At 37.6% G+C, this 3,647-nt stretch carries 6 protein-coding genes; all 6 read left to right on the plus strand.

Going from position 1 to position 3,647, the window contains the following annotated elements:
* Positions 1-81 precede the first annotated feature (81 nt).
* The 6 genes from ABZB17_RS21495 (at position 82) to ABZB17_RS21520 (ending at position 3,536) form a co-directional block, all read left to right on the plus strand.
* On the plus strand, positions 82-381 hold the full coding sequence (locus ABZB17_RS21495; RefSeq protein WP_372653537.1) for a hypothetical protein: 300 nt from the start codon (positions 82-84) through the stop codon (positions 379-381).
* Positions 382-383: 2 nt separating this feature from the next.
* On the plus strand, positions 384-590 hold the full coding sequence (locus tag ABZB17_RS21500) for a ferredoxin (RefSeq protein ID WP_367270453.1): 207 nt from the start codon (positions 384-386) through the stop codon (positions 588-590).
* On the plus strand, positions 587-853 hold the full coding sequence (locus ABZB17_RS21505) for a DUF2024 family protein (protein ID WP_297095769.1): 267 nt from the start codon (positions 587-589) through the stop codon (positions 851-853). The genes ABZB17_RS21500 and ABZB17_RS21505 overlap by 4 nt, the downstream gene beginning before the upstream one ends.
* Before the next feature lie 145 nt (positions 854-998).
* The gene (locus tag ABZB17_RS21510; RefSeq protein ID WP_372653541.1) at positions 999-1,448 is read left to right on the plus strand and encodes a hypothetical protein; all 450 of its coding nucleotides are present in this window, start codon (positions 999-1,001) and stop codon (positions 1,446-1,448) included.
* Positions 1,449-1,772: 324 nt separating this feature from the next.
* Positions 1,773-3,014 (plus strand): DUF438 domain-containing protein, encoded by a 1,242-nt coding sequence (locus tag ABZB17_RS21515; RefSeq protein ID WP_372653542.1) that lies wholly within the window; start codon positions 1,773-1,775, stop codon positions 3,012-3,014.
* 3 nt (positions 3,015-3,017) lie between these two features.
* Positions 3,018-3,536, plus strand: a complete 519-nt coding sequence (locus tag ABZB17_RS21520) for a DUF1858 domain-containing protein (RefSeq protein ID WP_372653545.1) — start codon at positions 3,018-3,020, stop codon at positions 3,534-3,536.
* Positions 3,537-3,647 lie beyond the last annotated feature (111 nt).

Raw genomic sequence — 3,647 nt, forward strand, 5'->3', positions numbered from 1 at the left:
AGATATCTTGATATTCCTTTTCTGAATACAACACAGATACATGTAGATACGATTATAAAAGAATGTATAAAAACTTAAGATATGGAAACATTGGCTAAGTATTTGCCTGTTAGCCCAGACTTTTATGACGTGATGGAACTCCTACTTCATCGAGATGTCAGGGTTATTTATTTTGGAGTGGATCAAATACTGGAAGAGTCAAACGGAAGCTTCAAAGGAATTGATAAAAAGGACCATGGAGAATTTATGGAGATCGTGAATGACAAGAATGTAAGATTAGATCGGATAATTACCATTAACGGGAAGATCGGTCCTGCATATGACGCGTATGAGGCTTATGCGAATGCTTGTTTATCCTGTCAGGCAGGTTATGATGATTGATTATGGGTATAAAAAGAGTATGGAGAGATGATACCGTAAATACATGTATTGCTTGCAAGATTTGCCATGCTTTTGCCCCACAGGTATTTAAAGTCTTCGAAAAAATGATTGTAGTACCGGGGCTTGATTATGATAAGTATGAGGGCGAAATAAAGGAAGCTGTTGAGAATTGCCCCACAGGAATAATTAAAATTGAAGTAGAAAAATGAAAGTAGCTGTTTGGGATACATACGTAAAACGTGCAGATGGCGAAAAGATGCATTTTGACATCATTGTGCCTGAGGATATGAAGAATGAAGAGATGATATACACTTATGGTATGGAATATCTTAAAGAAAAGAATATTAAATCGGCAGAACTTACATCAAAAGAATGCAAGTTCTGCCACATAGAAAAAGCGAACGACAATATGCTCGCGGACCTAAATAGTGCAGGGTACCATATTGTAGAAATGGAAAACTGCAATAACTAAGTATTGAATTCATGTATTTAAATACAGCACCGTCAACACATTATGCAGTAAAATTTTTTCACAAGAACAGAAGGCGATAAGGATTCGAAATTTAAGTTACTGGAATTGTTATTAGTACAACACCTGAATTAACCAAATAGTTATCATGAAAGAAGAAATTGTTCAATTTGACAAGAATATAGCGAAATGGATGAGTGCATGGAGTATTCCTGCCATTCGAATCTCATTTGGAATAATATTTATATGGTTTGGTGTATTGAAGACATTGGGTTTATCATCAGCTGAAGGTTTATTAAAAGCAACTGTGGTTTGGTTGCCAATTGGTACTCCCGCTTTTTGGTTAATTGTGATTGGGTGTTGGGAAGTTATTATTGGAGTTACTTTCCTTTTCAAAAAAACCACAAAAATTGCGATTGCATTGCTTTTTCTACAAATGTTTGGAACTTTTATGCCTTTGTTTTTATTACCTCAAGTTACATATCAAAATGGGAATTTTTTAATGCCAACTTTAGAAGGACAATATATCATTAAAAATTTAATGATTATTTCGGCCGCTTTAGTTCTTGGTGGTACGTTCTATAAAAATCGGAAATAATTGATCTTAAGTGTTAAGTTGCTGATAATTGATATCGAATTATACAATGGATAAGTTATAATCACTAGTATGGATAAAAACACAGTAAATTTCGTATGAATTAGTAACAAAAGTTATGTTATTCTTCATGGCAGCAATAGCTAATGCAGATCCCTTAATCTGTAGCCTACCAAGAGAAACCAGGAACAAAAGTGCGAATATGCATGTTTATATCAGGCGACTGAGTTTGCCGGAATTGTTACAAAAACTAAGAATCATCAAATTCCGTAGTAAGGATTTATTTAATATTTCCTAAATTTAATATACATCTAATCTCAAAATTATATGAGTGAACTAATTAACAATTCGAAGTACAGAAAGGAACAACTGAAGCAATTGATTTTAAAACTGCATCAGGGAGAATCGGCTGATAGTGTTCGGAAAGAACTGGTGGAATCACTAAAAAATATTCCATACGGCGAAGTCGTAGAAGTTGAGCAGGAACTCATGCAGGAAGGCTTACCGGAAGAGGAAGTTCTGAAACTTTGTGATGTACACGGTTCTGTTCTTGAAGGGAATGTTGATTTGTCGGGGGCAAAGACCATTCCTGAAGGACACCCTGTTGATGTGTTTCAGCAGGAGAATGTTGAGTTACGGAAGGTGGCTGAACAGGCGAAACACCAGCTCGATGAGTTGCCGAATGTGGATAAAACTGAATTTAAAACTTATGCGCAGCAACTTGAAAGCCTTTTTAACCAACTGATGGACGTTGATAAGCACTATCAGCGAAAAGAGTATTTGGTATTTCCTTATCTCGAAAAAAATGAAATCACGGGGCCACCAAAGGTAATGTGGGGTAAACACGATGAAATCAGAGAACAACTGAAAGCCTGTATTACTATTCTGAAAACTCCGGAACTTAAATTCGAAGATCTTTTTGATGCACTCGAAATATTGTTTTATGTGGCGCTGCAGGGATTGGTTGATATGATTCAAAAGGAAGAAGAAATTTTGTTTCCCATGGCTATGGATGTGCTTACTACCGAAGATTGGTGGAATATTCATAAACAAACACTGGAATACGGCTTTTCGCTCTATGACCCAAAAGTAGAGTGGAAACCCGAGGGACTCACTGACGAAGCTACTGAAAGTAATGTTAATTCCGATGGAAATATTCAGTTGCCATCGGGGAGTTTTTCGGCGGAGGAAATTAAAGCCATTTTGAATTCGGTTCCCTTCGATATGACTTTTGTGGACAGAAACGATAAAGTGAAATATTTTACGCAGGGAAAAGAACGAATTTTTGCCCGCAGCCGATCCATAATTAACCGCGATGTACGTTTGTGTCATCCTCCGGGAAGTACACATATTGTTGAGAAGATAATTGAAGACTTTAAGTCAGGAAAAGCTTCGCACGCACCTTTCTGGATACAAATGAAAGGCAAATTCATTAAAATTGAATACTTCGCATTGCGCGACGAGGATGGCAAATACCTGGGTACTCTGGAAGTCTCGCAGGATCTTTCTGAAAACAGAAGCCTGGAGGGCGAGCGCAGGATCTTATCATATACCGATGAAAATGAATAGGAGATGGAAAAACTGATCATTACACCAAAAACGAAAATATTCGATTTGCTGGAAGCCTATCCACAGCTTGAAGATGTGCTGATTCGTGCGGCACCGCCTTTTAAGAAACTTCGGAATCCGGTTTTACGAAAAACCATTACCAAGATTACAACTTTAAGCCAGGCAGCTACTATTGGGGGGGTGAAAGTGGAGGATCTGATTAATGAATTGAGAAACGAAGTTGGCCAGACTCAGGTAGATGCTGACAGCGATGAAAGTATTCAGTATAAAACAGAACAACCGGAATGGTTTAACGAAGACAATATAGTGGAAACTATTGACATCCGGGAGATGTTGAATGCCGGAGAACAACCGGTTCATGAAGTTCTGTCGGCCATTAAAAAACTGAATGAGCGGGAGATTCTGAAAGTTATAGCACCTTTTATTCCGGCACCATTGATCGACAAATCGTTGAGCATGGATTACAAGCATTGGCTGAATCAAAAGGCAGAAGAAGAATTTTGGGTGTTTTTTATCAAATAGAGCTCGATGTCGGAATTTACAAAAACTAAAGAACGGAGATTGGCAAAGCTAATGGAAGTCTCCAAACAGATCCTTGAAACCGGGAATGCACATTCTTTTGTTATTGCCAAC

It is taken from the genome of Draconibacterium sp., assembly GCF_041583095.1.
GTDB lineage: Bacteria > Bacteroidota > Bacteroidia > Bacteroidales > Prolixibacteraceae > Draconibacterium.